This is a genomic window from Gordonia sp. NPDC003429, assembly GCF_053588575.1.
Map to the genome: position 1 here is coordinate 109,628 of NZ_JBSFQF010000006.1, position 25,381 is coordinate 135,008.

Genomic DNA, 25,381 nt, shown 5'->3' on the forward strand with positions numbered 1-25,381 from the left:
GATCGTGCCGACACGCTTCCCTGATTGTGAAACACGTCCTAATCTCGTGCCATGGCTGCTGACTCCTCCGACACCCACTTCGACCACCTGCGTGGCGGTACGCACATGGGTGACTATCTGGTGGCGGCGCTACGTCGTCATGCCGATCGCAACGTGCTCGAACTCGGCGGCACCACCCTGACCGGCGGACAGATGGCCGCCGCGATCAGCCGCTACGTGCAGGCCTTCGAATCGCTGGGGGCCGGTTCGGGTACCGCGGTGGGTCTGCTGGCACTCAACCGTCCCGAGGTGCTGCTGGTGATCGGTGCCGGACAGACGCAGGGCTGGCGACGCACCGCGTTGCATCCGCTCGGCTCGCTCGACGATCACGCCTACGTTCTGGCCGACGCCGGGGTGACCACGCTGGTGGTGGATCCGGTGCCCATGTTCGTCGAACGCGCGGTGGCGCTCGTCGAGCGCGTGGCCGGCCTCAAACAGGTACTCACCCTCGGCCCGGTGCCCGAAGCGCTCGCTGCGGTGGGTCGCGACGTGATCGCCGAGGCCGACACGTTTGCGCCCCGACCGCTCGTCGCGGCGCAACTGGCCCCGGATCACGCCTTGTCGATCACCTACACCGGCGGCACCACCGGAAAACCCAAGGGAGTCATCGGAACCGCTCGCGCGATGGCCACCATGACCCAGATCCAACTCGCCGAGTGGGAATGGCCCGACCGGCCGCGCTTCCTGATGTGCACCCCGCTCTCGCACGCGGGGGCGGCGTTCTTCATGCCCACCCTGCTCAAGGGCGGGTCGATGGTGGTGCTGGCGCGTTTCGATCCGGCGGAGGTGTTGCGGGTGATCGAGGAGGAGAAAATCAGCGCCACCATGCTGGTGCCGTCGATGCTGTATGCCCTGCTCGACCATCCCGACTCGCACACCCGTGACCTGTCGTCGTTGGAGACGGTGTATTACGGTGCGTCGCCGATCAATCCGGTGCGTCTGGCCGAGGCGATCGAACGATTCGGACCGATCTTCGCGCAGTATTACGGGCAGTCCGAGGCGCCGATGGTGATCACCTATCTGTCCCGTGACGATCATCCGCGGCCCGGTGAGGACCCGCGCAGACTCGCCAGTTGTGGCCGGCCGTCGGCGTTTTTGCGGACCGCGTTGCTCGGGCCCGACGACAAGCCGGTGCCGCGCGGCGAACCCGGTGAGATCTGTGTCGCCGGGCCGTTGTTGGCCGGCGGCTATCTCGGGCTGCCCGAACAGACCGCGGAGACGTTCCGCGACGGCTGGCTGCGCACCGGTGACGTGGCACGTGAGGACGACGACGGATTCTTCTACATCGTCGACCGCACCAAGGACATGATCGTCACCGGCGGTTTCAACGTGTTTCCGCGCGAGGTGGAAGACGTTGTGGCCGAACATCCCGCGGTGAGCCAGGTCGGTGTGATCGGGATTCCCGACGAGAAGTGGGGAGAGGCGGTCACCGCGGTGGTGGTGTTGCGTGGCGACGCCGACACGTCCGAGGCGGCCAGAGACCGGATCGGGGCCGAGATCCGGGCGGCGGTCCGGGAACGCAAGGGAGCGGTGCAGGCTCCCAAGGAGGTCATCTTCGTCGACTCGTTGCCGCTGACGGCGCTGGGCAAGCCGGACAAGAAGGCGTTACGCGCCCGGTACTGGGCTTCCGCCGGGCGTGGGGTTGGCTGACCGAGTGACCCAGTTCGACCGTCGATACAGCGGAATGCCGACCAGCAGGGCGACGAGCACAATGCCCGCGGCCAGCGCGGGAAGCGCCGGATAACCGAGGGCGTCGGCGACGAACGAGGGTGCGATCGCGCCGATCACCGCGCCCGCGGCGATGATCCCGTTGAGCAATCCCATCGCCGACCCCTCACTTCCGGGTGTCACCTCGACGATGATCATCGTGGCGCCCACCACGTTGAAGGCGTACGCGACGGCCGCGATCACCAGCGCCACCGATCCGATGACCGACTCCCCGGGCAGGTGGGCCAGGTGTGCCGTCGTCATCGCGACGAACGAGGCCAGGGTCAGGATCAGCCCGGCGGCCAGCACCACACCCGGTCCCCACTTGCCGGCGGCCGCTCCGCAGAACGGGTAGACGAGGGTGCCGATGGCCGCACCGATGAGGAACAGGATCGACGACGTCGAGGCCGCGACGGAGAACATGTCCCGCATGATGAGCGGTACGACGTTGAAGAATGTCTGGACGCCGGTCATCGTGAGCAGCCATGTCAGCAGGAAGATGCCGAAGCGGCCCCGTAGCGCGCGAATCATCGTCAAGCGCGAACTGTCGTCGCTGTGGGTGGCGACCGCGTGCAGGTGTGGCAGCCGGATGAGCGCGGCCAGCAACCCGGCGGCGAGCAGTCCGGCGGTGATCAGCCATCCGAGTCGCAGATGCGACACGGTCACCGCGGCGAGAAGCAAACCCGCCACCTGCCCCGCCCCGTAGGCCATGCGGAACCAGCTCAGCCGATGGTCCCATTCGGCTTTCGGATGGGATTCGACGATGAACAGTCCGGCCACGGTACCGGCCAGCGATCCCGCCCCGCCGAAGATCAGGGCCAGTAGTGCCCACTGCCAGGTGTGCTCGGCAAAGGCGAAGGCGGCCACCGTCGCCGCCATCACCGGGAAGCACCAGAGGAACACCGCGCGCTGCTTGCCGGTGCGGTCGGCGAGTGCGCCGAACACGGGTACGAACAACGCGGCGACATAGAAGGCGGCGACGACGATGCCGACCGCCGTCGCGGTGCCGCCGTGGGCGTCGACGGTGACCGGGATGAGGATCGGCGCGACGCCGAGCACCATCACTCCGACGATCGCGTAGGCGAGGTACCACGGTTCCGTCCAGCGCATGGGTCAGACTCTAGGGTCGCCGCCGCTGCACGGAGCCCCGTCCAGGTCTGTACGTCGCAGATTGTGACCCGCGGTGCCACCACCGCGCGCACGACTCCGGGCCAGGTGCCCGGGGATCAGCCGACCGGGCACCGCCCGTAGCGCACCGGGAGGTCCTTGACGCCGTTGAGCCATCCCGATCGCACCCGCTTCATCTCACCGATGGCCTCGATGTCGGGCAGGGTGTCGGCGATCGCGTTGAACACCAGGTTCAGTTCCAGCCGTGCGAGATTCGCGCCGATGCAGAAGTGTGCACCGTTGCCGCCGAATGCCAGGTGGGGGTTGGGATCACGCATGATGTCGAAGGTGAAGGGATCGTCGAAGACGTCCTCGTCGTAGTTGGCCGAACTGTAGAACAGTCCGACGCGTTCTCCCCGGGAGATGGTCACGTCGTCCACGGTGGTGTCGACCAGTGCGGTGCGCTGGAAGGCGTGCACCGGACTCGACCACCGCAGGATCTCGTCGACAGCGGTCGGTGGCCGTTCACTCTTGTAGCGCTGCCACTGATCGGGATTGTCCATGAAGGCCCGCATCCCGTGACTGGTGGCATTGCGGGTGGTCTCGTTGCCCGCGGTCATGAGGAGGATCACGAAGAATCCGAACTCGATCTCGGTGAGCGACTCGCCATCGATATCGGCCTGCACGAGCGTGGTGACAATGTCGTCGGTGGGGTTGCGCCTGCGTTCCTCGGCCATCGTGTAGGCGTATCCGAGGAGTTCGGCGTTGGCCGTTGCGGGGTCGATCGCCTGATCGGGATCGTCGGTGTTGACGATCGAATCCACCAGCTCGTGGATCCGGCCCCGGTCGGCTTCGGGCACCCCGAGGAGATCCAGAATCGCCTGCAGCGGAAGGTGGATCGAGACATCGTCGACGAAGTTGCCGGTGTCCTTGTGCGCGGCCCGCGTCACGATGTCACGGGCGTACGACGAGAGATCCTCGCTGAGCGCACCCACCGCTTTCGGTGTGAACAGCCGCGAGACGATCTTGCGCAGGCGAGTGTGCTCCGGCGGATCGTGGTTGATCAGAAGGGCTTTGGTGAACTCCAGCTGATCCGGGGTGATGTAGTCGGGCAGCCGGATGACGGCGCCCTTGGCGTTGGTCGACCACACCTGGCTGTTGCGGGAGATCTCACGGACGTGTGCGTGCTTGGAGATCACCCAGTACCCGCCGTCGCTGAATCCCGACGTTCCCGGCGGCTGTTCGTTCCACCAGACGGGGGCGGTCTTGCGCAGATAGGCGAATTCGTCGATCGGCAGGCCTGCGGCCACGACGTCGGGGTCGGTGAAGTCGAATCCCTTTCCGAACGGGCAGGTCTGACCGGTGGTGGCTGTCATGCTCCCTCGTTTTCTCCCGCACGCTCGCGGCGCGCGGAGCAGGTGAGTGTCAGATGTCACTACACCATACAACGAGCGACCATGTGTATGGTGGCGGAGTCCCGGATTTCTGCCGCCGACACCGAGACGGTCGGTAGGGTGAGGGCGTGCGTACCCACGGATGGGGTGGTCGGGTCCCACGAAACGACGACGAGGCCCGAGCCCGAATCCTGGCCGCGGCGCGCGAGGCGATTGACGAACACGGCGTGGCCGCCAGCATCAGCGACGTCGCGCGGAGCCTCGGGGTGACCCGCCAGACGGTGTACCGCTACTTCAGCGGGACCGAGGAATTGCTGCGTGCCACCGCACTCGACGCGGTGGGCGATTTCCTCGACCGGATCATCGAGCGCATCGCCGGCATCGCCGAACCCGATGTCGCGGTTGTCGACGGCGTGGAGGCGGTTCTCGAAGAGCTCACCACGGATCGCTACGTCGGCGTGCTGTTCGCCCAGGGGCATCTGAGTCTGCCGGCGGTGGGTGAGGTGACCTCGCAGGTGGGTCATGATTTCGTGCTCACGATGGTGACGCGGATGGACGTGGACTGGGCGGCCGCGGGCTACGGCGAACGCGAACTCGACCTCGTGGCCGAGATGGTGCTGCGGACTCTGCAGTCGATGGTCCTCGACCCGGGCACGCGGGACCCGACCGGACGCCGCGCGTTTCTGGACGCATGGCTCGGCGCAGCGATGCGCGCCCTGTCGGTCACGCCGGCGTGCAGATGACCACCGGGATGGTCCGCTGCGTCCAGGCGGCGTAGGTGTCGAAGTCGGCGTAGAGGTCCACCAGGTGCGGCCACAGCGTGGCGCGCTCGTCCTCGTCGGCCGTACGCGCGATGAAATCCTTTGTATCGCTGCCGATCTGGACGGTCACCGCGGGATTGTCGCGCAGATTCAGGTACCACGCCGGGTTGTTCTCCCGGCCACCTTGGGATGCCACCACCACGATGTCGTCACCGCGCCGCAGGTAGAGCAGGGGTGCGGTGCGCGGCTTGCCGGACTTACGGCCGATGGTGGTGAGCAGACACACCTGGACCGGCTGTCGCAGGGCGGCGCCGACGCGCCACTTGCCCCCGAGACGGCCGCCGGTGAGCCGGTAGATCGCCGTGTTCGCCCGTGAACCCGCCTTCATGAGCGTGCCGACGATCGGCGAATCGAGTTGATCCGGACGGGATTCGGGCTTCACCGCCTCAGATCCGTTCCAGCACAGTGCCGGTGGCCAGTGCCCCACCCGCGCACATGGTGACGAGCGCGGTCTGGCCGTCGGTGCGCTCGAGTTCGTGCAGGGCGGTGGTGATCAGACGGGATCCGGTGCTGCCCACCGGGTGTCCGAGTGCGATGGCACCGCCGTTGACGTTGACGCGGTCGAGGTCGGCGTCGTGCACCTGCGCCCAGCTGAGCACCACCGAGGCGAAGGCCTCGTTGATCTCCACGAGGTCGATGTCCGACAGTGTCATCCCGGCCCTGGCGAGCACCCGTTCGGTGGCCTGCACCGGCCCGTCGAGGTGATAGTGCGGTTCGCTGCCGACGAGCGCGGACGCACGGATCCGGGCGCGCGGTGTAAGGCCCAGCTCGCGGGCCCTGCTCTCGTCCATCAACAGCACCGCGGCCGCGCCGTCGGAGATCTGCGACGAGGTGCCCGCGGTGTGGATGCCGCCCTCGATCACGGGTCGCAGCGCGCGCAGTGATTCGGTGGTGGTGTCGCGCAGTCCCTGGTCGCGGCTCACGTCGATCACGTTGCCGGTGAACTCGCCCTCCTTGGTGCGCTCGGGAGCCTTCAGGGTCAGCACCTCGCGATCGAAGCGCCCTTCCTCCCAGGCGCGCCGGGCGCGCTGCTGACTCCGGACGCCGAGCGCGTCCACGTCGTCGCGGGTGATGCCGCGCCGCCGGGCGATGCGCTCGGCCGCCTCGAACTGGTTGGGCATGTCGACGTGCCACGAATCGGCGTGATAGGGCCCGGCGTCGACTCCGATGTTGGCGCCGAGCGGCACCTGGGACATCGCCTCGACCCCGCAGGCCATGCCCACGTCGATGGTGTCGGTGGCGATGAGTCCGGCGATCAGATTGACCGCCTGCTGCGCCGATCCGCACTGGCAGTCGACGGTGGTGGACCCGGTCTGTTCGGGTAGCCCCGCCGACAGCCACGCCTTGCGGGTGATGTTGCCCGACTGGGCGCCCGCCTGGGTCACGCAGCCGCCGATGGCCTGCTCGACCAGCGCCGGGTCGATGCCGGCTTGCTCGATGAGTCCGCGCTGCGCGAGACCGAGGAGTTCCTCCGCGTGCAGCCCGGAGAGCCAGCCGTTTCGCTTGCCGATCGGTGTGCGCACTGCTTCGACGATCACCGGTTCGCCCATACCCGACACTCCTTCTCGATGTACTTGCGTCGAGTGGCGACAAGCCGACCCGACATCGGGACAAAATTAGAACAAGTTCTCGTCCGCGTCTACGCCGCAGTGTACGGTGTTGCCTACCGAGACTGAAACACGTTCTCATTTCGAAGACAGGGGTGTGCGCAGTGATCAAGACCGAAGGAGTCGGCTCGTCGGGCACCGAAGCCGCGGCCACGTGCCCGTTCATGAACGAAGCCGGTTGGGACTTCACCAACCCCGACCTCCTCGAGCGCGGCATGCCGGTGCGCGAATTCGCCGAACTGCGTCGCACCGCACCGGTCTGGTGGAACGCACAGCTGCCCGGCAAGGGCGGCGGCTTCCACGACGGCGGCTACTGGGTGATCTCCAAGCATGCGCACATCCGCGAGATCTCCAAGAACAACAACGACTGGGCCACGTCGACCAACGGCGTGATCATGCGCTTCGACGATGAGATGACCAGCGACCAGCTCGACGTCACCAAGGCGTTGCTGATCAACCACGACCCGCCCGAGCACACCCGCCTGCGCAAGATCGTGTCGAAGGCGTTCACGCCGAAGGCGGTGCAGGCACTCGAGGACAAGCTCGACGATGCCGCGCGCACCATCGTTCGACGCGCCGCCGACCGCGGCACCGGAGACTTCGTCCACGATGTGGCCGTCGACCTGCCGTTGCTCGCGATCGCCGACCTGCTCGGCGTACCCGAGGACGACCGCGACAAGCTGTTCAACTGGTCGAACTCGATGATGAACTACGACGACCCGGAGTTCGACGAAGACCCGCAGATGGCGTCCGCGGAGATCCTCGGTTACGGCTACACCATGGCCGAGGAGCGTCGGAAATGCCCGGTGGACGACATCGTCACCAAACTCGTCGAGGCCGACATCGACGGTCAGTCGCTCGACGAGACCGAGTTCGGGTTCTTCTTCATCCTGCTGACCGTGGCCGGCAACGAAACCACCCGGAATGCGATCAGTCACGGCATGAACGCGTTTCTCGAGCACCCCGACCAGTGGGAACTGTTCAAGAAGGAACGTCCCTCGACCGCCGTCGACGAGATCGTCCGCTGGGCCACGCCGGTGAACTGCTTCCAGCGCACCGCGAAGAACGACACCACGGTGGGCGGCGTCGACATCGCGGCCGGGCAGCGGGTGGGCCTGTTCTACGGATCGGCCAACTTCGACGAGGACGTGTTCGACGACCCGTTCAGCTTCAACATCCTGCGTGATCCCAACCCGCACGTCGGATTCGGCGGCAATGGCGCGCACTTCTGCGTCGGCGCGAACCTGGCCCGCATGGAGATCAACCTGATGTTCAACGCGCTCGCCGACATCGTGCCCGACATCTCCCGTCTGGAGGCGCCGCGACGGCTGCGGCACGGCTGGATCAACGGGGTCAAGGAACTCCGCGTCGACTATGGCACCCGCTAGATGGCGCCGGACGGGCCGGCGATGACGGCGGCGGCCGACACCCCGGCCTATCTGAACATCGACCGCGACAACCATCCCGCCGTCGTGGCCGGGCGGCGCTCCCGGGCGGCGGTGGTGGCCCGCGACAAGGCGGCCTGGCTCGACAACTTCACCGACGACGCGAAGGTGGAGGACCCCGTCGGTCCGTCGATGTTCGACGCCGAGGGTGTGGGATTCCAAGGGCGCGAACGTATCTCGCATTTCTGGGATCTCTCGATTGGCACCACCGAGAGCATCGAGTTCGTGTTCGACGAGGAGATCATCTGCGGCCCCGAGGTTGCCTACATCGGGAGCATCGTCACGCACATCGCGGGCCACGTGTCGCAGGCACGAGGGGTGTTCACCTACCGTGCCGCCCCCGACGGCCGACTCGAAGCGCTGCGCGCCTTCTGGGAGGTCGAGAAGACCATCAACTCGGTGCGCAAGGCCTGATCGGCCCGGCTACCGAAAGTAGGGGAAGGTTGGTCTTCCCCTACTTCTCGCACCTTCCCCCAGAAAGTTCTCGGGGAAGAGCACGAAAGTAGGGGAGGAATCGGTCGGGAGTGCCCCAGACAACCAAGGTCGGAGGGGCTCAAGATCGAGTCACCGGATGAGGCCGGCGCGGCGGAGCGCGGACCGGATCTTGCGAATCACCACCGCCGGCGTCATCAACTCTTGCCACGTCCATCGCACGACGATGATGTCGCAGTCTCGGATTGCGTCTTCGCGGAGTTTCTCCGCGTAGATCACGTCCTCGGGGAGTCGGTGGCCGCTCGCCGGAGCCGCGCGGTGGTACTTGAATCGCCCGTCGAACTCGCCGACCACCCGTAGCTGTCCATCGGAGTCGCGCCAGCCTGTGTCACAACGTTTCACGTCGCCGCCGTCGACCTTCACCGCAACCTGCAAGTCCGGGAACGGAATCGAGCCGTCCTCGAGGAGGATGCAACAACTCAACGATTCCCCGATCGATTCGCAGAGATCTGTCGAATGGACATGCGCCGTTCGGAGGGTCTCGATCCCGTGGGTACCCTTGAGTGCGTCGATGACAGGCTCGAGCGAGATGGGCAGATCGCGTCGTCGGCTCTCGAACAAACCAGAGTTGAGCGCGCAGATCGCTTGCCGGATGGATCCATCTCGCGCGACGTCGCACACTGTCCGGGCGATACTCGTGACCACGATGCCCTGGTACTCCGTCAGATGCTCGGGATCGACCGCTGTCTGATGGATGACCAGTCCGGGGGACGTCCGTCCGGATTTCTCGGAGATGAAGTGCGCCGTCGACCTGTCGGGTTGGAGGAGCGGCACTTGCAGGAGTGCGGCTGCCGACTGGTGGCTCGGGTAGCGTCGGCTGCCACCGGTGCGGACCGCGGCCACGACCTTGTCGCGATATTTCGCTTCGCGCGCTGCGTAAGAGTCTTGGCCCTCCGGTGCCACCGTCGAAATGTAGGACCCCCAGTGGATTCGCTCGATGGCGTTGGTGCGCAGGGCATAACGAATATCGGCGTCGGTGCTGCCGGTGCGGATGGCCTCGCGGCGCAGAATGAGACGGTCCGCTGCGGGCGGTTGGCGGAGGTCGAATTCGTCAGGATCGATCATGGGCCGATCTTGCCAAGCGCCACGTCGACCGCAGCTGCTCTATCCACAGACCATTGAGTGAGCAGAACCCTCCCCTACTTGTGGGCTCATCCGCGAGAAATTTCCAGGGGAAGGCGCTGAAAGTAGGGGAACGTTGTTCTTCCCCTACTTTCGGTCGGTGGGTCGGTGGGTCGGTGGGTCGGTGGGTCGGTGGGTCGGTCGGTGGGCGGAAAGGCAGGCGGCTAGTGCGTCGGCTTGTCGGCGCCGACCAGCCACATCGAAAAGTACTGCGACCCACCGCCGTAGGCGTGGCCGAGTGCCTTGCGCGCGTCGGCCACCTGGTGTGCGCCGGCCTTCCCCATCACCTGGATCGCGGCCTCGGCGAACCGGATCATGCCCGACGCACCGATCGGATTCGACGACAACACCCCACCGGAGGCGTTGACCGGGATGCGGCCCCCGATCTCCGTCTCGCCGGCCTCGGTGAGGTTCCAGCCCTCGCCCTCCGGGGCAAAACCGAGGCTCTCGAGCCACATCGGTTCGAACCAGGAGAACGGTACGTAGATCTCGGCGGCATCGATCTCGTCGATCGGGTTGTCGATACCGCCGGCCTTCCACAGCGCCGCGGCGGCGTCGCGACTCGCCTGTGGGTTCACCACGTTGCGGTGGGCGAACGAGAGCGGTTCGGTGCGCATCGCGGTGGCGTGCACCCACGCGACCGGATCGCCCTGCGCCACAGCGGCATCGGCCGCCTCCTCATCGCCGATCACCACCGCGCAGGCACCGTCCGACGACGGGCAGGTCTCGTCGTAGCGGATGGGATCCCACAGCATCTGCGAGCTCATCACCTTCTCGACGGTCTGATCGGGCTGGTGCAGATGGGCCAGGGGGTTGAGCGCACCGTTGCGGCGATCCTTGGCCGCGACCACCGCCCCGATGTGCTCGGGTGCGCCTGACTGCCGGATGTAGGCGCGCACGTGCGGTGCGAAGAAGCCGCCCGCCCCGGCGCCGACCGGTTTGGTGAACGGAACCGGAATCGACAACGCCCACATGGCATTGCTCTCCGACTGCTTCTCCCACGCCACCGCCAGCACCCGCCGGTGGATGCCCGCGAATACCAGCGACGCCGCCACGTTGGCCGTCGACCCGCCGACCGAACCGGCCGTGTGCACCCGGATCAGGCGCTTGCCCACCGCGCCGATCGCCTCGGCCATCGCCAGTTCGGGCATCATGACGCCCTCGAACAGATCGGGGGCCTTGCCGATCACGATGGCGTCGATCTCATCGATCGACACCTTCGCGTCGGCCAGTGCGGAGTCGATCGCCTCCCGGCACATCCCGGCCATCGTCGCGTCCTGCCGTTTGGCGACGTAGCGCGTCTGCCCGGTGCCCAGTACCGCAGCGCGGTTGTTGTGTGCCATCAGTTCTCGTCTCCCACCTGGGCTGCCTCGTCGGAACTCAGCGTGACCACCATGTTCTGTTGCAGCAGCGGACCGCTGGTGGCGTGCGCGACCGCGGTGCGCGCGCTGCCGGTGAGGATGGCGTGCGCGGCGTAGCCGATCCGCTGCAATCCCACCGAGAACAGGGAGTTGCCCGCCAGTGCGCCCCCCGACGGGTTGATGCGCACCGAATCGGGCAGGTCGAGGGCGTTGCGCACGATCAGCTCCTGGTGGGTGAAGGGTGCGCAGATCTCGGCCACGTCGACCGCGCGACCACGCTCCCCGAACGCGGTGTCGGCGGCCAGCCGTGTCGACGGCGACTCGGTGAGGTCGCGGGCGCCGAAGTTGGGCGTGTCGATCCGGTGATCCCAGCCGGTCACGAACGCCGGATTGGCCACGAGTTCGCGAGCACGTCGCTCCGAGGCGATGATGACGGCCGCCGCGGCGTCGGTGTACGGCGCGATATCGTGTGCGCGCAACGGATTCGCGACGTACTCGGCGGCCAGCAGCGACTCCACCGAGGCGCCCGAGGTGCGTGCGGCAACGGCCGCCATGTCGGCCTCGGTCCATGCGCCCGAATCGATTCCGGCACGGGCCTGTAGCCCGGCGAGCGCGGTGGCGCCCGGCCGCAACGGCGCGACGGTGTAGGGGTCGGTCTGCAGCGACAGGGTGAGGTCCGCGCCTCCGGCCGACGGCTTGCCGAATCCGTAGGCCAGCGCCAGGTCGACCTCACCGGTGGCGATCTTCACCCACGCCTCGTACAGCGCCCAGGCGCCGTCCATCTCGACATGCGATTCGTTGATCGGCGGCATCGCGCCGATCGAGTCGATCGCGGAGATGAACGAGAAGGCGCGTCCGGCAAGGTAATCCGACGACCCACTGCACCAGAACTCGATGTCGGTGCGCTCGATGCCGAGTTCGGCGTAGAGCTTGTGGAAGCAGGGGATCAGCATCTCGACACCGTTGGTGGTGCCGTGCGTCCCGACGATGTTGGGACTGTGCGCGAATCCGACGATCGCGATCCGGGGAAGGGCCACAGGTTCTCCTAGACGGGTGCGGTGATACCGGGACGGACGTGTATTGGGACTCAGAGGAATTCGCGGTAGGACTCGTAGTCGGCGTCGGGTTCTCCGGTCGGCGCGAAATGGCTGATGCTGCCCAGCGACAGTTCGCGCTCGCCGTCGGGCACCCACACGGCGCGCACCCGCATACCCATGCGCACCTCGTCGGCCGGGCAGTCGAGGATCAGGTGCAGAAACGGGATGTCGGTGCCGTCGAGCAGCACATAGGCCGCCACGTACGGCGGCGTGATCCGCTGCCCCCTGAAGGGAACGTTGACGATGCAGAAGGTGGTGACCGTCCCGGCGTCGGACAGCTCCACACGTTCGGTCGCCGGTGCTCCGTCCGACGGGCTGACCGCACGCGGCGGGAAGTACACCCGCCCCGCGTCGACCCCCGAGCCGATGCGCGACCCGATGAGCTTGCCCTCGGCGAGCCCGCGCAGGTAGTCGCTCTCCTCGGGGGTGGCCGAATGGGTGATGGTGGTGGTGATGGGGACGGTGATCACGACGAGTCCGTCCTCGGTCGCCGCAGGCTCGGATGCGTCCGTCTTGCCGGGGGAGTCCTCCGGTGCCGCCGCTGCACGTGCCGGTTCGGGTGCGGCAGCGAAATGGGCGATGTCGCCGATCGCCCCGGTGCGTGCCGCTCGCCACACCGCGTGGACCCGCATCCCGGTGCTCAAGGCGTCGGGGCCGTCGGCCGCCACTACGTGCAGCAGCGCCGTGTCGGCACCGTCGAGCCTGATCAGGGCCCAGGCGAACGGAACGTCGCGGGGTTGTCCGTCGGCGGGTGAGCCGTTCCACGACCACGCCGTGACGATGCCCGAATCGCCGACGTCGACGATGTCGGTCACCGGAGCGCCGGTTTCCGGATCGAACTCGAGGGGCGGCACCGCGACCGTGCCGTCGCTGCACCGTGATCCGACGATGCGGGCCTCGCGCAGTGCCAGCGCGAACTGGCTCAACACCGGCCCCAGTGAGCGCGTGTAACCGAACGTGTTGGTCAGCGGTGCGGTGAGGATGTCGGTGCCCGGATCGGGGACGGTCGCGACCGGGCTCTGCGAGGCCGGACGCGTGGCGGTTGAGATGCTGCTCACACTTCGAGTAGAACACGTTCTAGTATTGGGACACAAGGTGCGCCCGTCGACGTCGCCGGAGGCGCGTCGGAGAGAGAGGTTGTTGGCGTGAAACTCGCACTGCAGCTTGGGTATTGGGGTGCAGGTCCGATCGATGACGCGCCGGCGCTGATCGCCGCGGCGGAGGCGGCCGGATTCGACGCCGTGTTCACCGCGGAATCGTGGGGCTCGGATGCGTACACACCGCTGGCGTGGTGGGGTGCGGCCACGACGCGTGTGCGGCTCGGCACCGCCGTCGCCCAGCTCTCCGCGCGTCCGCCCACCTCGCTGGCCATGCACGCGCTGACGCTCGATCACCTCTCCGGCGGTCGCCACATCATCGGCCTGGGCGTCTCCGGACCCCAGGTGGTGGAGGGCTGGTACGGGCAGCCGTTCGCGAAACCGCTGGCCCGCACCCGCGAATACGTGCGGATCGTGCGCGAGGTGCTCGCCCGGGAGGATCGGGTGACCAACGCGGGCGCGCACTACCCGTTGCCGTATCCGGCCGATGCTGCCGGGTCGACGGGACTGGGCAAGCCGCTCAAGTCGATCACTCATCCGCTGCGCGCCGACATCCCGATCTGGCTCGGCGCGGAGGGGCCCCGGAACGTGGCACAGACCGCCGAGATCGCCGACGGCTGGCTGGCGATCTTCTACTCGCTGCGCCTGGCCGACCGCTACGAGCAGTGGCTCGCCGAGGGCTTCGCGCGGCCCGGTGCCCGTCGCACCCGGGACGATTTCGAGGTGGCGGCCACCGTTCAGGTCGCCATCACCGACGACGTCGCCGCGACGATCGACGCCTATCGGCCGGCCACCGCGCTCTACGTCGGCGGCATGGGGGCCAAGGAGAAGAACTTCCATGCCGACCTGTACCGGCGTATGGGCTACGGCGAGGTGGTCGACGAGATCGGCAGCCTGTTCCTGGCCGGACGCAAGACCGAGGCGCTCGCCGCCGTCCCCGACGAGATGGTCCGCGAGACGATGATCGTCGGAAATGCCGACGAGGTGCGCGAGCAGATCAAGCAGTGGGAGGCGGCGGGGGTGTCGATGCTCATGGTGACCGCGCGTGACACCGACACGATCGCACAGCTCGGCGCTCTGGTCTGAGCTGTTCGTATCTGGGGGTCAGCCGGTGTGCGCACCCACCCGACGTGGACTGAGGGTGAGATGAAAGTTCTTGGGCACCAGAGTCAATCGTTCATCGATGCGCAATTCGTAGCCCGGGTCGGCGGCGATGTCGAAACGGTGCAGCAGGCTGGCGAGCACCAGGGTTGCCTCGTGCAGCGCGAACTGACGCCCGATGCAGGCGCGCGCCCCGGTGCCGAAGGGTTTGTAGCTGTGTGCCGGGCGCTTCTTCACGTTTTCCGGCAGAAACCGGTCGGGATCGAAGACGTCGGGGTTGTCCCAGACCGACGGGTCTGTGTGCACCTGGCCGAGAACCACCACCGCCCAGTCCGACGGCCGCATCGGGTATTTCCCGGCCAGGGTGGTGGTCTCGCGCGGGCTGCGCGCGAAGGCGGGCACAGTCGGCCAGATCCGTAGCGCCTCGTCGAGACACCGTCGGATGTCGCGGAACTTGGGGACCTGCTCGAACGTGGGCATCGCGTCGGGGTCGTCGCCGAGGATCTCGGCAACCTCCCGCTGGGCGGCAGCCAGGCATTCGGGATTCTGCGACAGGTAGTAGAGAGTGAAAGACAGCGCCCCCGAGGTGGTTTCGTGTCCTGCCACCAGGAAGGTGAGGATCTGGTAGCGGATGTTGAGCGGGGAGAGTCGTTCACCGGTGTCCGGATGTGTCACGTTGAGCATGATGCCGAGCAGATCGTGTTGGTCGGTGTCGTCCTTGCGTTCGGCGATCAGGTCGTCGAGCAGTGTGTCGACGTAGGCCTGCGGTTCGCTGTTTCGGCGGTCGAGATACCGGGCGAGCAGCCGACCACCGGGTGCGGTCCGCAATCCGCCCTTACGGCGCCCCGTCTCGAGGGCCCGGATCATCGCCCCGACGAACGGATGTCGTTCGGCGCTCGAGAACGATCCGAAATCGTGGCTGAACGCGGTGCGGCTGAGGGTCTCCATCGTCAGTTTGGTCATGTCGCCGGTGACCTCCACGCGCCTGGTGCCCGACGCGTCGACCGGACGGCGGGTCCAATAGTCGAACAGTTCGGTTGCGGTGCGCACCATGATCGGGTGATACGAGCGCATCGCCGACTTGGTGAACGCGGGCATCAGCAGGTCATGTGCGAGTTGCCAATTCGGCTCGTCGTTGTACGCGGTGAACAGGCCGTCGCCGGCGTAATCTCGCAGCGCGACGATGGCCGGCGGCAGCGCCTTGCAGAACCGGGTCTCGTCGCACAGCTCCGCGGCGAGTTCGGCCGACGAGACGAACACGAACTTCTGCCGGAAGATCTGCATCTCGTAGATGGGACCGAGCTGTGCACCGAACTCGAGCACGCTCAGCAGGGGGCTGCGCGGGTCCGCGACACCGAAGTCGCCGACGAATCGCCGGCGGCGACCCGCATGCGGGAACTGCTGACCGGACCAGTCATTGAGGATGTGGCGTCGCACCATCACCCGACGATGCCCTCAGGAACTCGGATGTGTCAAAGGGTTCGAACGGATTCTCATCGTCCCGTGAAGATCGGGGTCTGCTTGTTGGCGAACGCCCGCGGCCCCACCTTGGCGTCGGCGCTGGCGAAGACCTTGGCGCCGAGATCGGCGTCGATCTTGAACGCGTCCTCCTCGTGCATGCCCTCGGTGTCGCGGATGGTCCGCAGGATGGCCTGCACCGCGAGGGGTCCGTTGGCGGCGATGCGTTCGGCGATCTCGAGGGCCTTGTCGAGTGCGGTGCCGTCGGGCACCACGTAGCCGATCAGTCCGTACTCCTTGGCCTCGGCGGCGGTGATGTGACGGCCGGTGAGCAGGATGTCGGCGGCGACGGTGTAGGGGATCTGCCGTACCAGCCGCACCGCGCTGCCGCCGAGCGGGAACAGTCCCCAGCGGGCCTCGGAGACGCCGAACTTTGCGCTCGCCCCGGCCACCCGGATGTCGGTGCCCTGCAGGATCTCGGTGCCACCGGCGATCGCGGGTCCTTCGACGGCGGCGATCAGCGGTTTGGACAATCGCCTGCCCTTGAGCAGTGCGGGCAGTCGGGTGAGATCCCAGCCGCCCTCGGCGAACTTGTCACCCGGCGCCTTCTGGTTCATCGACTTGAGGTCGGCGCCCGCGCAGAAGTAGCCGCCGGCGCCGGTCAGGATGGCGACGCGGATGTCGGGGTCGGCGTCGACCTGATCCCATGCCTGCTCCATGATGGCCATCATCTCGGTGGAGAGCGCGTTGCGTGCCTCGGGCCGGTTCATCGTCACGATCAGCACGTGACCGCGTTTTTCCACCAGGCAGTCGGGCATCGGTACTCCTTGTGATCGATCGCACTTTTGCGTCTTGCCGAAAACGGTAACACGTTCTAATTTTGTGGGCATGGCCATGCACATCGCCGATCTCATCGAGCACGCCGTCGACCTCGTGCCCGAGCGGGTGGCGCTCGAATCCGACAACCAGGTGCTCACCTACGCGGAGGTGGAATCACAGGCCAACGCGCTGGCGCACACCCTGCGTCAGCTGGGCGTCGAACCCGGCGACGCGGTGGGCCTGTACAGCCGAAACACCATCGAATGCGTCATCGCGATGATCGCCGTCTTCAAGGCGCGCGCGGTGATGGTCAACGTCAACTACCGCTACGTGCTCGCCGAACTCGAGCACATCGTCGGCGACTCGGGCATGAAGGTACTCATCTACGAACGCCAGTACGGCGAGAACGCGGTGAACGTGTTCTCGAATGCGCCGGCGCTCGAGCACCTCATCATGCTCGACGACGACAGCGGCGTACCCGTCCCGGAGGGCGCGCTCACCTACGACGAGGCGATCGCGCGGGGGTCGGCCGAACGTGACTTCGAGGAGCGGTCCAACGACGACCTCTACATGCTCTACACCGGAGGCACCACCGGTGCGCCCAAGGGCGTCGTGTGGCGGCAGGAGGACATCTGGCGGGTACTCGGCGGCGGCATCGACTTCTACACCGGCGACCCGATCGACGACGAGTGGAAGCTGGCCCGCGACGGTGCGCAGCACCCCCAGCTGGTGCGCTATCCCATCCCGCCATTCATCCACGGCGGCTCCCAGTGGGCGGTGTTCCAGGCCTTGTTCGCCGGCGGAAAGGCGATCATCTACCCCGACTTCGGGGGGCACCTCGCCTGGGAGATCGTCGAGCGACACAAGGTCAACGTCGTGATGATCACCGGTGACGCGATGGCCCGGCCGATGGCCGACGCGCTCGCGGAGAGTCTGGCCGGTGACCGTCCTTACGACACGTCGTCGATGATCACGGTGGCATCGTCGGCGGCGCTGTTCTCCGCGACCATCAAGGACCGGCTGCTCGACATGCTGCCGAATCTGATCGTGGTGGACGCGATCGGTTCGTCGGAAACAGGTTTCGCCGGAATGGATTTCGCGAAGAAGGGCCAGTCGCACGCCGGGGCACCCCGCGTGGTGGCCGACAAGGAGGCAGTGGTGCTGCGTGCGGACGGCACCCGCACGCAACCGGGCGGCGGCGAGGTGGGTGTGCTCGCGAGGTCGGGGCATATCCCGCTGCGGTATCACAACGACCCGGAGAAGACCGAACGCACCTTCAAGGTGTACGACGGTGTGCGCTATGCGATTCCGGGCGATCAGGCGGTGCTCGAGAGTGATGGCACCATCACCATGCTGGGACGCGGCTCGCAGTCGATCAACACCGGCGGGGAAAAGGTGTATCCCGAGGAGGTGGAGGCGGCACTCAAGGCGCATCCCGATGTGTTCGACGTGCTCGTCTTGGGAGTGCCCGATGAACGGTACGGTCAACGCGTGGCAGCGGTGGTGGCCACCCGCAGTGATCGACGACCCACGGTGATCGACCTCAACAGCGTTGTGCGCGAGCACATTGCCGGATACAAGTGTCCGCGCAGCGTGTGGTTCGTGGATGAGGTGAAACGGTCACCGGCAGGCAAGCCGAACTATCGGTGGGGTACGCAGATCACCGAGTCCCGGCCGGCCGACGACTCGGTGCAGGTCCTCTCGGGAAGGGCGTGATCGGATGAGCGACAACATCATCACCACGGAGCTGACCGAGCGGTTCGGCATCGACTATCCGATCTTCGGGTTCACGCCGAGCCAGGACGTGGCTGCCGCGTTGAGCCGGGCGGGTGGCTTCGGGGTACTCGGCTGCGTGCGCTTCAACGATCCGGCCGAGCTCGACGAGGTGCTCGAGTGGATGCACGAGCACACCGACGGCAGGCCGTTCGGGGTGGACGTGGTGATGCCGGCCAAGATCCCCACCGAGGGCAGCAAGGTGGATCTCGAGTCGATGATTCCGCCCGAGCATCGCGCGTTTGTCGAACGCACCCTCGACGATCTCGGGGTGCCACCGCTGCCCGACGGGGAGCGCCTCGACGCCGGGGTGCTGGGCTGGTTGCACTCGGTGGCGCGTTCGCACGTCGACGTGGCGATGGAGCATGCGCGAAAGTACGGTCAGATCAAGCTGATCGCGAACGCCTTGGGGTCGCCGCCGCCTGATGTGATCGCCGTGGCGCACGAGAACGGTGTGCAGGTGGCCGCGCTCGCCGGGGCGAAAGAGCATGCGCTGCATCATGTCGACGCAGGGGTCGACATCGTGATCGCGCAGGGATACGAGGGTGGTGGCCACACCGGTGAGGTGACCTCGATGGTGCTGTGGCCCGAACTGGTGGACGCGGTGGGGGATCGGGCGCCGGTGCTCGCCGCGGGCGGTGTCGGCAGCGGCAGGCAGATGGCGGCCGCGATCGCGCTCGGTACCCAAGGCGTGTGGATGGGCACCTACTGGCTTACCGCGGCCGAGTACAAGCTGGGTGCGGTGGGTGATGGGCCGTCGACCGTGCAGAAGGCGCTGCTGGCGGCGTCGTCGCGAGACACCGTGCGACGTCGGATCTACTCGGGAAAGCCTGCGCGCCTGTTGAAGACGAAGTGGACCGATGCCTGGGACGCCGCGAACGCACCCGATCCGCTGCCCATGCCGCTGCAGAATCTCCTCGTCGCCGAGGCTCATTCGCGCATCTCGCACGCCGACGATCCTGATGTGGTCGCGATGCCCGCCGGGCAGATCGTCGGCCGGTGCGATGCCATCACCCCGGTCGCCGAACTCGTCGCCGATCTGGTGAGTGAGTACGAGGAATCGGTTGCGCGGCTGGGAAAGACGCTGGAGTAGCCGTTACCGTCGAGCGTGCCCGGATTCGCGTTGAGCGTGCCCGGTCTCGCGTTGAGCGTGCCCGGTCGGGTGGTTTCGACAAGCTCAACCAGCGAAACTGCACACGCTCGACCGGCGGATGGGCACGCTCGACCAGCGGATCGGCACGCTCGACCGGCGGATGGGCACGCTCGACCGGCGGATGGGCACGCTCGACCAGCGGATGAGCACGCTCGACCGGCGGATGGGCACGCTCGTCCAGCGGATGTGGGCAGGGGCGGGTGGTTTCGACAAGCTCAACCGGCGGATGGGCACGCTCGACCGGCGGATGGGCACGCTCGACCGGCGGATGTGGGCGGGGGCGGGTGGTTTCGACAAGCTCAACCAGCGAATGGGCGCGCTCGACCCGCGGATGTGGGCGGCGGCGGGTGGTTTCGACAAGCTCAACCAGCGAAACTGGACGCTCAACCGGCGGATGTGGGCACGCTCGACCAGCGAAACTGGGCACGCTCGACGGAATTCTGGGCACGCTCGACGGGGCCGTCACGCAGGCTCGGTGGCCAGCGCATCTCCGATCCGGCGCAGCACGGTGCTCGCCGAACCCAGGGTGAATTCGTTCTGCTTGGCGCGCAGGAAGAATCGGTGCGCGGGATGACTGGTGTCGAGGCCGACGCCGCCGTGCACATGCACGGTCGTATGCGCGACGCGGTGCCCTGCTTCGGCCGCCCAGAACTTGGCGGTGGCGATCGCGGTGCGCAGTTCGATGTCGGTCACCGCGGAGTCGGTGTGCGCCCCGGCCAACAGCCATGCCGCCTGGGTGGTGGTCAGCGACAATCCCTGAGCGTCGATGTATCCGTCTGCCAGGCGTTGCGCAACCGCCTGAAAGGAGCCGATCGCCCGACCGAACTGTTCGCGCTCGCGCGCATACTCGGCGGTGAGTTCGAGTGCGCGCGAGACGATTCCGGATTGCTCGGCACAGATTGCCAGGGTGAATCGATTCACGACGTCGTGTACCGCTGCCGCACCGCCGTCCAGGATGTCATCGCCGCCGATGCCGACATCGGCGAAATCGACCTGGGCGGTGGGGATGAGTCCGGTCGATGTGGTGGGCGTGACCGTCACGCCGTCCGCATCCGTGCGGACGACCACCACGACGGGGCCGTCGGCGCCGATCGCGTTGACGAGAAGAAGGTCGGCGGCCGGTGCGTAGGGGACATTCACCTTGGTCCCGGTGAGGACACCGTTGTCCGCGGTGGCCGCCGGCGAGCCGGGGTCGACGCCGAGGTCCTCCTCGAATGCGACGGTGACGATCAGCTCACCGCCGGCGCCGGGTCCGACGACCGTCTCGCGTAACGCGGTGCTGCCACGTGCGGCGATCAGCGGCATGGCGGTGAACGCGTGCGCCGCAAACGGGACACGGGCCAAAGCGCGGCCCAATTGCTCGGCGACAACCATGTTCTCGACCGCGGTGAGATCGCCGCCGCGATCACCCGCGACGGCCGACGGCACCTCCAGGCCGAGAAGGCCCGCAGCGCCGAGTTCACGCCAGAGTTCGTGGTCGAGGGGTGCCCTGGTGACTTCGAGTTCGGCGACGCGCTCGGGTGAACTGATCTTGCCGACGATGTCGTGCGCCAGGCCGCGCACATCCTCGCCGGATTCGGGGAGAGTGAAATCCATTGTGTGGCTTCCTTCGACGGTGAGGGATCTCGATCAGCGGCGCTGGTGGGGCAGCCCGAGGGCGAGCATCCCGATGATGTCGCGCTGGATCTCGTTGGTGCCGCCACCGAACGTGAGGATCAACGACGTGCGCTGATAGCGCTCGAGTCGGCCGGCCAGATGCGCACCCGGGCTGCCCTGACGCAGTGTGGCGGCCGGGCCGAGGATCTCCATCAACAGCCGGTAGGCCTCGGTGGCGAATTCGGTACCGAACACCTTGGTCGCCGACGCGTCGGCAGGGCTCGGCGACCCCCCGGATGAGGAGACCGAGGCGATCTTCCAGTTGATCAGTTTGAGGTACTCGACCTTCGCGTGGACGCGCGCGAGATTCGTCCGCACCCACGGGCTGTCGATGACGCGCTGCCCGTCGCCGGTCTTGGACTGCTGCGCCCACGCCACGGTCTCGCGCAGGGCGGTCTGAATCGGCGCCGCGCTGCACAACGCGACGCGCTCGTGGTTGAGCTGATTGGTCACCAGCGGCCAGCCACCGCCCTCGTCGCCCACCAGCGCCGTGGTCGGCACCCGCACATCGGAGTAGTAGGTGGCGCTGGTGTCCACCCCTGACATCGTGTGCACCGGGGTGTAGCTGAAGCCGGGACTGTCGGTGGGCACGATCAGCATGGATATCCCGCGATGCTTCTTGCCGCCGGGTTCACCGGTGGCCGGGTCGGTGCGACACGCCAGCCAGATGTAGTCGGCGTACTGCACCAACGAGGTCCACATCTTCTGCCCGTTGACGACGTACTCGTCGCCGTCGCGCACGGCGGTGGTGCGCAGCGCGGCCAGGTCGGTGCCCGCGCCGGGCTCGGAGTACCCGATCGAGAAGTGCAGTTCGCCGGCGGCGATCCGCGGCAGGAAGAACGACTTCTGCTCCGGCGTCCCGTAATGCATGATCGTCGGCGCCACCGAGTTGATGGTCAAGAAGGGGACCGGCGCGCCGGCGATCGCGGCCTCGTCGGTGAAGATGAGCTGATCCATCATCGACCGGTTCTGGCCCCCGTATTCGGTGGGCCAGCCCAACGCCAGCCAGCCGTCGCACCCCATCTGGGCCACCACGTCCCGGTAGGCGTCGCCCTCGCCCAGCTCGCCGACACCGCCGACGAGCGCGGCGCGGCGCTCGTCGGTCATCAGCCCGGCGAAATACGACCGCAGTTCCCGCCGCAACTGCGACTGTTCATCCGTGTATGCGATGCGCATGGGAACCTCGTCCGTCGTCGTGGGCACTCGCCAAGTTCTGAAACACGTTCTAACCTGTATCCACTCGGCCCGTCAACCATCGAGGCCGACAGCGAGGAGTGCTCCCAATGCGAATCAAGGCAGATTTCGACCTATGCGAGTCCAACGCCGTGTGCGTGGGCCTGGCGCCGGACTTCTTCGACCTCGATGACGACGACTACCTGGTGATTCTCTCCGACGAGGTACCCGCCGACCGGGTGGAGGAGGTGCGGGCCGCAGTGGCCGGGTGCCCCAAGTCCGCGCTGTCGCTCGAGTGAGATCGATCGATCGAAAACCCACCTCCTCGTCCCGCCCCGCGGCTAACGTGTTAGAACAAGTTCTAGTTTCGTCGAGAGGGGTGTGGGGATGGTCGAGTCGCTCAGTGACCGGGTAGCGGTGGTGACCGGGGCGGGCGCCGGCCTCGGCCGGGCAGAAGCCATCGGATTGGCCACGGCCGGCGCGACCGTCATCGTCAACGACCTACCCGCAGCGCTCGCCGACAGCGACGTGACCGACGCCATCACCGCGGCGGGTGGTACGGCCGTGCAGGTACCCGGCGACATCTCCGACTCGGCCACCGCCACCGAGATCATGCGGACCGCCACCGAGGACCTCGGACGACTCGACATCGTGGTGAGCAACGCCGGAGTGGTCCGCGACAAGATGCTCTTCAACCTCACCGACGACGACTGGGACCTGGTGATCCGGGTACACCTGCGCGGTCATTTCCTGCTCAACCGCAACGCCGCCGTGCACTGGCGGTCGGAGTCGAAGAAGGCGGGCGCCCCGGTCTACGGCAGGCTGATCAACACCTCGTCGGAGGCCGGTCTGTTCGGGCCGCCCGCGCAGGCGAACTACGGCGCCGCCAAGGCGGGTATCACCGCACTCACGTTGTCGGCGTCACGCGCACTGAAGTCCTACGGGGTGCGCGCCAACGCGATCTGCCCGCGCGCACGGACCGCGATGACCGCCGACGTCTTCGGCGACGCGCCCGACGACGGCGTCGATCCGCTGGCACCCGACCACGTCGTGCGTCTCGTCACATTTCTCGCATCCGAGGACGCCGATGCCATCACCGGTCAGGTGTTCGTGGTGCACGGTCGGCAGGTCACCCTGATGGCCGCACCCACCGTCGACAAGGTCTTTCGCGCCGACGGCGACGCGTGGGACGACGACGATCTGGCGAAGACCCTCGTGGCGTACTTCGCCGATCGTGATCCCGACCGGACATTCTCGGCGACAGGGCTGGTCAACTGACCCACTGGACATTCTGTGGCGTGCTAGTTTCGCGAGTGTCCGAAGGGTGAGGAGTGCTGGTTTGGTTGGCTGGCTTGCTGGCCCCATGGAGGGCGTGGGTGATTTCGTCGCACTTGGCGTCGATTCCTCGCGAGAACTCTTCCGTCGGCCGTTCCAGTGGCGCGAAACCGTAGAGCAGTCATGGGCCATCGCCCGGGTGTCGATGATGCCGACACTGCTCGTCGCCATCCCGTTCACCGTCCTGGTCAGTTTCACGCTCAACATCCTGCTGCGTGAGATCGGCGCGCAGGACCTCTCGGGCGCCGGGGCCGCATTGGGCACCATCACGCAGATCGGCCCGATCGTCACCGTGCTGATCGTGGCAGGTGCCGGCGCCACGGCCATTTGCGCCGACCTGGGCGCCCGCACCATCCGCGAGGAGATCGACGCGATGAAGGTGCTCGGCATCGATCCCGTGCATCGGCTCGTCGTACCGCGGATCATCGCGTCGACCGGCGTCGCGGTGCTGCTCAACAGCCTTGTGTGCACCATCGGCATCGGCGGCGGGTTCATGTTTTCGGTCTATCTCCAGGATGTGAATCCCGGCGCATTCATCGCTAGCCTTACCCTCCTCACCGGCTTCAGCGAGCTGATGATCTCGATGGTGAAAGCGGCCCTGTTCGGACTCTTCGCCGGGATGGTGGGGTGCTACCAGGGACTGAACGTGAAGGGCGGTGCGAAGGGTGTCGGTGACGCGGTCAACGAAACCGTCGTCTACTCCTTCATGGCACTTTTCGTCGTCAACGTGGTGGTCACCGCCGTCGGTATCAAGGCAACGGCGGGCTGAGCGATGGTCCTTCCGTTCACCACCCGATTGCAGACGGCCCGCGTCGCGGTGAAACGCGCGGGCGAGGACTGGAATCAAATCGGTGACCAAGCACTGTTTTATTGGGACAGCATTATCGCCATCCCGCGCGCGCTGAGGCAGTACAAGAAGGAGACGCTGCGGCTGATCGCGGAGATCTCGATGGGGTCCGGTGCGCTCGCCATGATCGGCGGAACGGTGGTGGTGGTGGGGTTCCTCACGCTGTTCACCGGCGGCACCATCGCGGTGCAGGGCTACAGCTCGCTGGCCAACATCGGGGTGGAGGCGCTCACCGGGTTCTTCTCCGCCTTCATCAATGTCCGCATCGCGGTGCCGGTGATCGCGGGTATCGCGCTCGCGGCCACCATCGGGGCGGGTGCCACCGCGCAACTCGGCGCCATGCGCGTCAGCGAGGAGATCGACGCGCTCGAGACGATGGCGATCTCGTCGATCCCGTTTCTGGTGAGTACCCGCATCGTGGCGGGGATGATCGCGATCATCCCGCTCTACTCCCTGGCGTCGCTGGCCGCGTTCCTCGCGAGCCGCTTCGCCACGGTGTTCCTGTACGGACAGTCCTCCGGCGTCTACGACCACTACTTCGACACCTTCCTGATCCCGTCGGACATCCTGTGGTCATTTGTGCAGGCCATCTGCATGGCGATCGCGGTGATGCTCATCCACACCTACTACGGCTACAACGCCGGCGGCGGTCCGGTGGGGGTGGGCGTCGCCGTGGGCAATGCGGTCCGTGCCTCACTGGTCGTCGTCGTCGCGATCACCCTGCTCACCTCGCTGGCCATCTACGGGGCCGACGGCAAATTCAACCTGGCGGGCTGA

At 66.9% G+C, this 25,381-nt stretch carries 24 protein-coding genes; 12 read left to right on the forward strand and 12 right to left on the reverse strand.

The window, feature by feature from the left end; genetic code table 11:
- The first annotated feature begins 51 nt into the window (after positions 1 to 51).
- Positions 52 to 1,689 (forward strand): fatty-acid--CoA ligase FadD8, encoded by a 1,638-nt coding sequence (fadD8, locus tag ACWDSI_RS09680; protein ID WP_449756402.1) that lies wholly within the window; start codon positions 52 to 54, stop codon positions 1,687 to 1,689.
- Here fadD8 and ACWDSI_RS09685 read toward each other — a convergent pair.
- On the reverse strand, positions 1,645 to 2,856 hold the full coding sequence (locus ACWDSI_RS09685) for an MFS transporter (protein ID WP_449756403.1): 1,212 nt from the start codon (positions 2,854 to 2,856) through the stop codon (positions 1,645 to 1,647). The two genes, fadD8 and ACWDSI_RS09685, sit on opposite strands and share 45 nt — an antisense overlap.
- Before the next feature lie 116 nt (positions 2,857 to 2,972).
- A complete protein-coding gene (locus ACWDSI_RS09690; protein WP_449756404.1) occupies positions 2,973 to 4,229 on the reverse strand; it encodes a cytochrome P450 in 1,257 nt (418 codons plus the stop codon).
- 146 nt (positions 4,230 to 4,375) lie between these two features.
- On the opposite strand from ACWDSI_RS09690, the gene ACWDSI_RS09695 reads away from it, so the two are divergent.
- The gene (locus ACWDSI_RS09695) at positions 4,376 to 4,990 is read left to right on the forward strand and encodes a TetR/AcrR family transcriptional regulator (protein ID WP_449756405.1); all 615 of its coding nucleotides are present in this window, start codon (positions 4,376 to 4,378) and stop codon (positions 4,988 to 4,990) included.
- Here ACWDSI_RS09695 and ACWDSI_RS09700 read toward each other — a convergent pair.
- Both ACWDSI_RS09700 and ACWDSI_RS09705 read right to left on the reverse strand, forming a co-directional pair.
- The gene (locus ACWDSI_RS09700) at positions 4,971 to 5,396 is read right to left on the reverse strand and encodes a nitroreductase family deazaflavin-dependent oxidoreductase (RefSeq protein WP_449756494.1); all 426 of its coding nucleotides are present in this window, start codon (positions 5,394 to 5,396) and stop codon (positions 4,971 to 4,973) included. The two genes, ACWDSI_RS09695 and ACWDSI_RS09700, sit on opposite strands and share 20 nt — an antisense overlap.
- A gap of 58 nt (positions 5,397 to 5,454) precedes the next feature.
- Positions 5,455 to 6,618, reverse strand: coding sequence for a steroid 3-ketoacyl-CoA thiolase (locus ACWDSI_RS09705; protein WP_449746866.1), 1,164 nt, complete (start codon positions 6,616 to 6,618; stop codon positions 5,455 to 5,457).
- Between the two features lie 221 nt (positions 6,619 to 6,839).
- Here ACWDSI_RS09705 and ACWDSI_RS09710 point away from each other — a divergent pair, with 221 nt between their 5' ends.
- Complete coding sequence (locus ACWDSI_RS09710) at positions 6,840 to 8,063, forward strand: cytochrome P450 (protein WP_449747005.1); 1,224 nt, start codon at positions 6,840 to 6,842, stop codon at positions 8,061 to 8,063.
- 21 nt (positions 8,064 to 8,084) lie between these two features.
- Entirely contained in the window at positions 8,085 to 8,534 is a 450-nt protein-coding gene (locus ACWDSI_RS09715; RefSeq protein WP_449756495.1) for a nuclear transport factor 2 family protein, read from the forward strand.
- Between the two features lie 150 nt (positions 8,535 to 8,684).
- On the opposite strand, the gene ACWDSI_RS09720 is transcribed toward ACWDSI_RS09715, so the two are convergent.
- The 4 genes from ACWDSI_RS09720 to ACWDSI_RS09735 all read right to left on the reverse strand — a co-directional run bounded on the left by ACWDSI_RS09720 (position 8,685) and on the right by ACWDSI_RS09735 (position 13,250).
- Positions 8,685 to 9,677 carry a hypothetical protein gene (locus ACWDSI_RS09720; protein ID WP_449756406.1) on the reverse strand — a complete coding sequence of 331 codons (993 nt, stop codon included), beginning with the start codon at positions 9,675 to 9,677 and terminating at the stop codon, positions 8,685 to 8,687.
- 221 nt (positions 9,678 to 9,898) lie between these two features.
- Positions 9,899 to 11,077 carry a thiolase domain-containing protein gene (locus tag ACWDSI_RS09725; RefSeq protein ID WP_449756407.1) on the reverse strand — a complete coding sequence of 393 codons (1,179 nt, stop codon included), beginning with the start codon at positions 11,075 to 11,077 and terminating at the stop codon, positions 9,899 to 9,901.
- Positions 11,077 to 12,132, reverse strand: a complete 1,056-nt coding sequence (locus tag ACWDSI_RS09730) for a thiolase domain-containing protein (RefSeq protein ID WP_449756408.1) — start codon at positions 12,130 to 12,132, stop codon at positions 11,077 to 11,079. Before ACWDSI_RS09730 ends, ACWDSI_RS09725 begins: the two co-directional genes overlap by 1 nt.
- 50 nt (positions 12,133 to 12,182) lie before the next feature.
- The gene (locus tag ACWDSI_RS09735; protein WP_449756409.1) at positions 12,183 to 13,250 is read right to left on the reverse strand and encodes a Zn-ribbon domain-containing OB-fold protein; all 1,068 of its coding nucleotides are present in this window, start codon (positions 13,248 to 13,250) and stop codon (positions 12,183 to 12,185) included.
- A gap of 87 nt (positions 13,251 to 13,337) precedes the next feature.
- On the opposite strand from ACWDSI_RS09735, the gene ACWDSI_RS09740 reads away from it, so the two are divergent.
- Positions 13,338 to 14,375: an LLM class F420-dependent oxidoreductase gene (locus ACWDSI_RS09740; RefSeq protein WP_449756410.1), complete on the forward strand. Its 1,038-nt coding sequence runs from the start codon at positions 13,338 to 13,340 to the stop codon at positions 14,373 to 14,375.
- Positions 14,376 to 14,393: 18 nt separating this feature from the next.
- On the opposite strand, the gene ACWDSI_RS09745 is transcribed toward ACWDSI_RS09740, so the two are convergent.
- Positions 14,394 to 15,830, reverse strand: coding sequence for a cytochrome P450 (locus tag ACWDSI_RS09745; RefSeq protein ID WP_449756411.1), 1,437 nt, complete (start codon positions 15,828 to 15,830; stop codon positions 14,394 to 14,396).
- Positions 15,831 to 15,883: 53 nt separating this feature from the next.
- Complete coding sequence (locus ACWDSI_RS09750) at positions 15,884 to 16,666, reverse strand: crotonase/enoyl-CoA hydratase family protein (protein ID WP_449756412.1); 783 nt, start codon at positions 16,664 to 16,666, stop codon at positions 15,884 to 15,886.
- Between the two features lie 70 nt (positions 16,667 to 16,736).
- On the opposite strand from ACWDSI_RS09750, the gene ACWDSI_RS09755 reads away from it, so the two are divergent.
- The 3 genes from ACWDSI_RS09755 (at position 16,737) to ACWDSI_RS09765 (ending at position 20,167) form a co-directional block, all read left to right on the forward strand.
- Positions 16,737 to 18,383, forward strand: a complete 1,647-nt coding sequence (locus ACWDSI_RS09755; protein ID WP_449756413.1) for an acyl-CoA synthetase — start codon at positions 16,737 to 16,739, stop codon at positions 18,381 to 18,383.
- A gap of 19 nt (positions 18,384 to 18,402) precedes the next feature.
- Positions 18,403 to 19,533 (forward strand): NAD(P)H-dependent flavin oxidoreductase, encoded by a 1,131-nt coding sequence (locus tag ACWDSI_RS09760; RefSeq protein ID WP_449756496.1) that lies wholly within the window; start codon positions 18,403 to 18,405, stop codon positions 19,531 to 19,533.
- A gap of 118 nt (positions 19,534 to 19,651) precedes the next feature.
- On the forward strand, positions 19,652 to 20,167 hold the full coding sequence (locus ACWDSI_RS09765) for a hypothetical protein (protein WP_449756414.1): 516 nt from the start codon (positions 19,652 to 19,654) through the stop codon (positions 20,165 to 20,167).
- On the opposite strand, the gene ACWDSI_RS09770 is transcribed toward ACWDSI_RS09765, so the two are convergent.
- Positions 20,056 to 21,189: an acyl-CoA dehydrogenase family protein gene (locus ACWDSI_RS09770; protein WP_449756415.1), complete on the reverse strand. Its 1,134-nt coding sequence runs from the start codon at positions 21,187 to 21,189 to the stop codon at positions 20,056 to 20,058. The two genes, ACWDSI_RS09765 and ACWDSI_RS09770, sit on opposite strands and share 112 nt — an antisense overlap.
- A 33-nt stretch (positions 21,190 to 21,222) precedes the next feature.
- Entirely contained in the window at positions 21,223 to 22,425 is a 1,203-nt protein-coding gene (locus ACWDSI_RS09775; RefSeq protein WP_449756416.1) for an acyl-CoA dehydrogenase family protein, read from the reverse strand.
- Between the two features lie 107 nt (positions 22,426 to 22,532).
- On the opposite strand from ACWDSI_RS09775, the gene ACWDSI_RS09780 reads away from it, so the two are divergent.
- From ACWDSI_RS09780 to ACWDSI_RS09795, 4 genes are all read left to right on the forward strand, one after another.
- On the forward strand, positions 22,533 to 22,721 hold the full coding sequence (locus ACWDSI_RS09780) for a ferredoxin (RefSeq protein ID WP_449746882.1): 189 nt from the start codon (positions 22,533 to 22,535) through the stop codon (positions 22,719 to 22,721).
- 88 nt (positions 22,722 to 22,809) lie between these two features.
- Positions 22,810 to 23,700, forward strand: coding sequence for a 3-oxoacyl-ACP reductase (locus ACWDSI_RS09785; RefSeq protein ID WP_449756417.1), 891 nt, complete (start codon positions 22,810 to 22,812; stop codon positions 23,698 to 23,700).
- Between the two features lie 61 nt (positions 23,701 to 23,761).
- Positions 23,762 to 24,526 (forward strand): MlaE family ABC transporter permease, encoded by a 765-nt coding sequence (locus ACWDSI_RS09790; RefSeq protein WP_449747007.1) that lies wholly within the window; start codon positions 23,762 to 23,764, stop codon positions 24,524 to 24,526.
- Between the two features lie 3 nt (positions 24,527 to 24,529).
- Positions 24,530 to 25,381, forward strand: a complete 852-nt coding sequence (locus ACWDSI_RS09795; protein ID WP_449746884.1) for an MlaE family ABC transporter permease — start codon at positions 24,530 to 24,532, stop codon at positions 25,379 to 25,381.

Bases quoted from the DNA above. Each gene is read 5' to 3' on its own strand.
- fadD8 (WP_449756402.1), top strand. From the start codon at position 52: ATGGCTGCTGACTCCTCCGACACCCACTTCGACCACCTGCGTGGCGGT.
- ACWDSI_RS09685 (WP_449756403.1), bottom strand. From the start codon at position 2,856: ATGCGCTGGACGGAACCGTGGTACCTCGCCTACGCGATCGTCGGAGTG.
- ACWDSI_RS09690 (WP_449756404.1), bottom strand. From the start codon at position 4,229: ATGACAGCCACCACCGGTCAGACCTGCCCGTTCGGAAAGGGATTCGAC.
- ACWDSI_RS09700 (WP_449756494.1), bottom strand. From the start codon at position 5,396: ATGAAGGCGGGTTCACGGGCGAACACGGCGATCTACCGGCTCACCGGC.
- ACWDSI_RS09705 (WP_449746866.1), bottom strand. From the start codon at position 6,618: ATGGGCGAACCGGTGATCGTCGAAGCAGTGCGCACACCGATCGGCAAG.
- ACWDSI_RS09710 (WP_449747005.1), top strand. From the start codon at position 6,840: ATGAACGAAGCCGGTTGGGACTTCACCAACCCCGACCTCCTCGAGCGC.
- ACWDSI_RS09715 (WP_449756495.1), top strand. From the start codon at position 8,085: ATGACGGCGGCGGCCGACACCCCGGCCTATCTGAACATCGACCGCGAC.
- ACWDSI_RS09720 (WP_449756406.1), bottom strand. From the start codon at position 9,677: ATGATCGATCCTGACGAATTCGACCTCCGCCAACCGCCCGCAGCGGAC.
- ACWDSI_RS09725 (WP_449756407.1), bottom strand. From the start codon at position 11,077: ATGGCACACAACAACCGCGCTGCGGTACTGGGCACCGGGCAGACGCGC.
- ACWDSI_RS09745 (WP_449756411.1), bottom strand. From the start codon at position 15,830: ATGGTGCGACGCCACATCCTCAATGACTGGTCCGGTCAGCAGTTCCCG.
- ACWDSI_RS09750 (WP_449756412.1), bottom strand. From the start codon at position 16,666: ATGCCCGACTGCCTGGTGGAAAAACGCGGTCACGTGCTGATCGTGACG.
- ACWDSI_RS09755 (WP_449756413.1), top strand. From the start codon at position 16,737: ATGGCCATGCACATCGCCGATCTCATCGAGCACGCCGTCGACCTCGTG.
- ACWDSI_RS09765 (WP_449756414.1), top strand. From the start codon at position 19,652: ATGGGCACGCTCGACCAGCGGATCGGCACGCTCGACCGGCGGATGGGC.
- ACWDSI_RS09770 (WP_449756415.1), bottom strand. From the start codon at position 21,189: ATGGATTTCACTCTCCCCGAATCCGGCGAGGATGTGCGCGGCCTGGCG.
- ACWDSI_RS09775 (WP_449756416.1), bottom strand. From the start codon at position 22,425: ATGCGCATCGCATACACGGATGAACAGTCGCAGTTGCGGCGGGAACTG.
- ACWDSI_RS09780 (WP_449746882.1), top strand. From the start codon at position 22,533: ATGCGAATCAAGGCAGATTTCGACCTATGCGAGTCCAACGCCGTGTGC.
- ACWDSI_RS09785 (WP_449756417.1), top strand. From the start codon at position 22,810: ATGGTCGAGTCGCTCAGTGACCGGGTAGCGGTGGTGACCGGGGCGGGC.
- ACWDSI_RS09795 (WP_449746884.1), top strand. From the start codon at position 24,530: ATGGTCCTTCCGTTCACCACCCGATTGCAGACGGCCCGCGTCGCGGTG.